This window comes from Bacillus sp. C30 (assembly GCF_040838255.1).
GTDB classification, from domain to species: Bacteria; Bacillota; Bacilli; order Bacillales; family Bacillaceae_G; genus Bacillus_A; species Bacillus_A mycoides.
This window is the reverse complement of record NZ_JBFPJH010000026.1, coordinates 21271-27305: the sequence shown is the minus strand read 5'-3', so window position 1 is coordinate 27305 and position 6035 is coordinate 21271. Positions and strand designations below refer to the sequence as shown.

The window sequence follows — 6035 nt, the reverse complement described above, 5'->3', positions numbered from 1 at the left end:
ATATGCTAGCAGGATTGGTTGTAGGGATTGTAGCGATTCCGCTTGCAATGGCATTTGCGATCGCTTGTGGGGTACGACCTGAATATGGTCTTTATACGACGATTATCGCAGGGATTCTCGTATCCGTATTTGGTGGATCGAAATACCAGATTGCAGGACCCACAGGTGCATTTGTACCTATCTTACTCGGCGTTGTGATGCAATATGGCTATGAAAACTTATTGATTGCTGGTTTTATGGCAGGAATTTTACTTGTTATTATGGGCGTATGCAAACTAGGCAGGTTTATCACTTTTATTCCGCGACCTGTCATGATTGGTTTTACAACCGGGATTGCTGTCATTATTTTCTCCGGACAGATTGCAAATTTTTTAGGGCTTCATCACCTGGAAAAGCAAGAAACCTTTTTTTATAACATGAAAGAAATTGGGACAAATATTTCAGAAATGAATCCATATAGTATCCTTACCGCTTTTCTTTGCTTAGGGATTGTGATCGCAGCTACGAAATGGTTACCTCGAATTCCAGGCGCATTATTAGGGTTGGTCATTTCAAGTTTGCTAGCAACCCTGTTATTTCCGAATCAAATTGAAACGATTGGGACTACATACGGCGATATTCCACATCAGCTACCAGATTTCCAAATGCCTGCCTTTACATGGGATAACATCCTTATGTTACTTCCAGCAGCCTGTATCATTGCTGCCTTAGGTGGGATTGAATCGTTGTTATCTGCCATGGTCGCAGATAACATGGCAAATAGCAAACATAATAGTAATAAAGAACTGGTGGGACAAGGAATTGCTAATATGGTGGCACCGTTATTTGGCGGCATTCCTGCGACGGGTGCCATTGCTAGAACCGCAACAAATATTAGAAATGGAGCGACTTCTCCCGTATCAGGCATGATACATGGAATAGTAGTATTACTAGTATTATTATTTCTGTCTCCGCTGGCTTTTCATATTCCACTGGCTAGTATGGCACCGATCTTAATGGTCGTTGCTTGGAATATGAGTGAGAAGCATGAGTTTATTCATATTTTGAAAACAAAAACGGGGGACACCCTGGTACTTGTATTGACGTTCCTATTAACCATTTTCACAGATCTTACAACCGGAGTAAGCGTGGGGTTACTCCTTGCATTCCTTCTGTTTATTGGAAAAATGAGCAAGTCCTTGCATGTTCGAAAAGTATTGCCAGATCCAGTAGATTCCTATGTCAAGTCAGACATCGTCGCAAATGGGAAAGATTGTCCGCAAATCAGTATCTTCACCGTAGAAGGTCCCTTATTCTTCGGTACCATAAAGGAGTTCGAAACGTCTATAGAAGCATCCCTACAATCTAACGCTCACATTCTTCTCCTACGTATGGGGAACGTTTCTTTTATGGATACTTCGGCAGAGTCCGCAGTAGAGCACATTCGAAAGAAGATGATAGAAAAACAAGGAACCCTTTTAATTTCAGGCATCCAGCATCAACCGAAAGAACTATTCCATCAAACAGGGTTATACGCAAGGATTGGAGAACAACACTTTTTCACACGTACAGGATTAGCATTACAATTTGCACTACAAAAATTAGAGACATCCAAATGTAAGGGCTGTAAACAATTTGTGTTTCAAGAATGTACAACACTTTCTGGACAATCTGTAGAAACAGACACAGATAGGAAACTTTCTCCATTGGAAATCAACATGTAAATCATGAAGTAACGTGATAAGTATATCGGCTGTATGTTCGTTTGTTCACAAAAGACATATGTTTTTAGAGGACATTTCTATAAAAGGTCCTCTTTTTTCTTTCTCCTGTATGCTTCAAGAAGGAAAATGCAGGAGCATAGTTAAATACTTATAGTGGTGTCATACACCATTTTTTAAACCCATCGAAGACAAACAGAATGTATCATCTAAATGAAGAAGGAGCGGTCCGATGGAATTAGAACAAGTTGTGCGCAAATATGAAACAGATTTATTACGTTTGCCTTATGTTGTAGGAGTAGGAATGGGATTTATACAAGGAAAAGAAGTGATTCAAGTATTTGTTTCGAAAAAAATACCACGTTCTCAATTAAAAGTAGCGGAACAAATACCTACACAATTAGAAACATACCCCACGAAAATTATAGAAGTGGGGACCATTACAAATCATTACACGGGATAAGGGGGAGAGTGTTATGGGAAAACATTCAAATATAAAGGTGTTGACGGTTCAGGAACAACAAGACATTCAAAAAGTGCAACAAAGTGTAGAGGATGATTTCTTACAGTTTCGAAATGTAACAGGTATTGGAGCTGGTATTCAACAGGTAAACGGGGTTATGACAGGCACACCCTCTTTACTTGTATTTGTAGACCAAAAACTACCTGTTGAAACATTGGAAACGAACCAAGTCATTCCAAAAGAAATACATGGAATCAAAACAGACGTGATTCAAACAGGATATTTATTTGCCGGGAATCAACAAACATTACAATTTGATACACAGGCTCTTTCCAGTCGAGTTCGCCCAGCCAAAGGGGGGTATAGTGTTGCACACCGAAATGTGACGGCAGGTACGATTGCTACTTGCGTATATGATATATTACCGAATGGCTCTACCAATCCTCCAGCACATGGGTATGGTATCCCAAGCCGATACTATATATTAAGTAACAATCATGTATTAGCGAATAGTAATAACGCGAACATAGGCGATGCTATTTTACAACCGGGTCCACTTGATGGAGGAAACGATCCCGCGGATCGAATTGCAACCTTATCAAGGTTTATCCCAATTACCTTTTCTTCACAGGTACCACTTGAAAATCAAAACAATCTCGTTGATGCCGCGATTGCAGAAGCACCTTTTCATCAGATAGATCGTTCGATTCATTGGATGGGTTCTGTGCAAGGCTGGCGACGAAAACAAAATGTTACCGTCGGTACACGAGTCATGAAAGTGGGACGGACCACAAATCATACACATGGCGTCATCACTGCAGTAAACGCGACCGTAGATGTGAATTACGGAAGTGGTAGGGTTGCACGGTTTCGAGATCAAATTGTCACAACAAACCTTTCTTCCGGAGGAGATTCTGGCTCTTTAATCACGACAAATGATGGCGTTGCCATTGGATTGTTATTTGCTGGTTCATCCTCAGTTTCAATAGCGAATCATATGGAACATGTACGATCGTTACTTGGAATCGAAGTGGCAGAAAACATATTATAAATATGTTCTATCCTTGTGATACCTATTCAACAGCTCATTGGTATATTTTATATGACTTTTCTTTTTCTAAAACAGATGGACAAAAACAACCACCATGCAATCTTTTTCAAGTCCTTTACAAGGATTTCAAACAAAAAGTACGTCTTGGTATCAAAACCAAGGCGTACCAATCAGGATGATGAGCAAGCACATGTTTACTGAACAGGTACTCATATGCTAATTACTCCGGAACAATGTAATAATCTATCATACTTTTTTATATATGACAAGATAAAAAAGATGGGATTAGACTATGTACCTAGTACTTTTAATAATTCTACAGCTGCTGGAATAACAGCTCCTAAAAATGTTAACACAGCGATTGTGATTGCCATATGTATAAATCCCCTTCCCTAATAAAGAATTTTTCTTATTATAACGTTGAACGTATATAGATGCGATAGATTTTTGATTTTTCAGAAATTTTTCCTTCCATTACTTTTCACCAAAAACATTTTCGAACTACCACTCTCATTCTTTTTTCAAAAGGAATTTCGTCCTTTTATCGAATCTATACCCCATACCATTTTTTAAGGAGTGATTCTATTGACTGAAACATTACGCATAGAAGAATTAAACACATTCTTACCACTAGCTTCTTTAGAAACTTTACCTGTGGAAGAACAAAAGATGCGCCTACAATACTGGAAAGAGCACTTTTCAAGCAAAGAAATTTTAGAAGAATTAAGAACCTATAAAAATAAACTCTATGATTTGTATAAAAAACTTGAGATTACGACCCAAGGGAACATGCAGGTAAAACGAAAAGGAAAGGAAACGACTACTCCCAAAGAAGATATACCTACTGAGTTGCAATATACTCATTCTACTGAACCAGTTCAAACGCAAACACTTCCACCAACCATTCCAATGCAAAATGTGCCCGTGATTTTAGAACCTGAACCTGCAACGCTTCCATTAGCACCTATAGAACAGATAGAGGCCTCTATCCCAGAATCCTTTCATATCCACTATGCAGGGCTCAAGTCTAAACAAAAGGTTATTCACCAATTGCAAGCCCTTGCTACCTTGTTAGAAGGTGAATCACATGAGCAATATCAATTTTCTATTCAAATTGAAACAACGTGTTTAAAATAAAACTAGACAAAGGACACAAACACCTATAATTTTCTGCCTCCTCTGTATAAAGTGCAGTTTGTATGAGAATACTGTTAATCATCCATAATATGTATTCCATTTTGAGCAGCCACTATTAGCTACTCTTTTTTATTACTTACTGTTCCCTTGCAACATTTTTTTGAATGGGATATCACTTTATATTAGGATACAGAGTATTTTTGTATCGTTTCTAGAACGGCCGATACAATACTTTGCATATGTTGATGCAATTCCGTTATTTGTAGCAACAATTTTTCCCTTTTATAGGTTTTCATGTCCCGCATCATTCCTACAGAAAGTCGTTTTATTTCTTGATATGCTTCTGAACGTTCAAATACTACTGTCTCTGTATATGCTATCTTAGGAAATGGACTTCGCTGTTCCTGTTTCTTGCTCTCCCATTGCTGAAATACATATTGAATCCATAGCCGGATTTCTTCTTGCATAAGTATGATTTTCTGTATTTGCTCTGCTTTTTTATTTCCCCTCATTACAGCCTCTCCCTTCTATTTCCCCTTCAAAAAACCTCTCAAATTCATTTTTGAACTGTTTTATTTTGTGATTCCCTTTGTATCTAAAACATATAGCTCATTCACCAAAGAATCATATTCTCTTCGTGTGATTTGATTGCTATACAACTGAATCAATAACTCCTTATGTGCTTTTGAAAATGCCATTTTATCAATCCATTTGTAATACATACGATGTTTCTCTCCATTTCTATTTAAACATTCTGTCACACCGTATTATTTTATCTTACTATTCAAGTTTGTTCAATTAGAAATAATATAGTTTTCGATATGACTTTCTATTTTGAATTTTTTAAAAATAACGTTTTACAAATGACTTATAAGTCATTATAATAAACCTATAAAATATAAAAAGGAGCAGAATAGACCTTTATTTACAACATATAGGGGATGCATATGAATTACATGAAACTACAAGATGTTATGACCACTAACGAAGCAAGCTATCGATGGAATATTAACGAATCCACCTTAAGAATGCGTATTAAAAATAGTCCTATGATAGATGAGTTAAAAACACAAGGATTAATTAAATATTTCCTGAAACCAGGGAACAAACGTGGAGAATATTTATTCACTGTTGAAGCGATGGAACGTCTTTATGGTAGAGAAAAAAGAAAGTAATAGAAAGCCCTCAACGCCCACCAAGACTGCGAGGACTTTCTACAATACCATTTTCCATTCAGAAAGGATGACAACTATGTCAAACGCTTTACAAATTAAAAATGATGAAGCCATTATATCACATTCTGAAAGACCACAACAGACGCCAAAAGATAAGCTACTCACCAAATATCATGCACTGTGTGAATGGTTTGGAATTGATGGTTGTAAAGAGTCTCAACTATACTTTTTCGGTACTTTTCTTACCCCTATTATTCTATTCATAATTACTTACGTGATTGGAGATATGGGTTATGGATTCTAATGCAATCGCTACCAATATCAATGTTGGAGATTATGTGACATTTCCTTACCGCTATGAGCCATCACTGCAACTAACAGGATATATTGTTACGGTACTCGAATATACTAGTATTGTAGATGTTTCTGAAAATGGCGTCCTTCTTCCAACTTGGAATCGATGGACGCCAAGTCGTACGGTATGAGTAGTATAAGCAAGTTCCAACCAA

The 6035-nt window shown here is 37.3% G+C and carries 8 protein-coding genes; 7 read left to right on the top strand and 1 reads right to left on the bottom strand.

Annotation, left to right across the window (positions count from 1 at the left end; translation table 11 throughout):
• Positions 1-2: 2 nt before the first annotated feature.
• The 4 genes from AB3X49_RS05395 (at position 3) to AB3X49_RS05380 (ending at position 4351) form a co-directional block, all read left to right on the top strand.
• Entirely contained in the window at positions 3-1703 is a 1701-nt protein-coding gene (locus AB3X49_RS05395) for a SulP family inorganic anion transporter (RefSeq protein WP_367960857.1), read from the top strand.
• A gap of 229 nt (positions 1704-1932) precedes the next feature.
• The gene (locus AB3X49_RS05390) at positions 1933-2163 is read left to right on the top strand and encodes a hypothetical protein (protein WP_367960855.1); all 231 of its coding nucleotides are present in this window, start codon (positions 1933-1935) and stop codon (positions 2161-2163) included.
• 13 nt (positions 2164-2176) lie between these two features.
• Complete coding sequence (locus AB3X49_RS05385; protein WP_367960852.1) at positions 2177-3214, top strand: chymotrypsin family serine protease; 1038 nt, start codon at positions 2177-2179, stop codon at positions 3212-3214.
• A 585-nt stretch (positions 3215-3799) separates the two neighbouring features.
• Complete coding sequence (locus AB3X49_RS05380) at positions 3800-4351, top strand: hypothetical protein (RefSeq protein WP_367960849.1); 552 nt, start codon at positions 3800-3802, stop codon at positions 4349-4351.
• 182 nt (positions 4352-4533) lie between these two features.
• On the opposite strand, the gene AB3X49_RS05375 is transcribed toward AB3X49_RS05380, so the two are convergent.
• Positions 4534-4863 carry a hypothetical protein gene (locus AB3X49_RS05375; RefSeq protein ID WP_367960847.1) on the bottom strand — a complete coding sequence of 110 codons (330 nt, stop codon included), beginning with the start codon at positions 4861-4863 and terminating at the stop codon, positions 4534-4536.
• A gap of 444 nt (positions 4864-5307) precedes the next feature.
• On the opposite strand from AB3X49_RS05375, the gene AB3X49_RS05370 reads away from it, so the two are divergent.
• The 3 genes from AB3X49_RS05370 to AB3X49_RS05360 all read left to right on the top strand — a co-directional run bounded on the left by AB3X49_RS05370 (position 5308) and on the right by AB3X49_RS05360 (position 6011).
• Complete coding sequence (locus AB3X49_RS05370) at positions 5308-5526, top strand: helix-turn-helix domain-containing protein (RefSeq protein ID WP_367960845.1); 219 nt, start codon at positions 5308-5310, stop codon at positions 5524-5526.
• 76 nt (positions 5527-5602) lie between these two features.
• The gene (locus AB3X49_RS05365) at positions 5603-5830 is read left to right on the top strand and encodes a hypothetical protein (protein WP_367960843.1); all 228 of its coding nucleotides are present in this window, start codon (positions 5603-5605) and stop codon (positions 5828-5830) included.
• Positions 5820-6011, top strand: coding sequence for a hypothetical protein (locus AB3X49_RS05360; RefSeq protein ID WP_483298765.1), 192 nt, complete (start codon positions 5820-5822; stop codon positions 6009-6011). Before AB3X49_RS05365 ends, AB3X49_RS05360 begins: the two co-directional genes overlap by 11 nt.
• Positions 6012-6035: the final 24 nt, after the last annotated feature.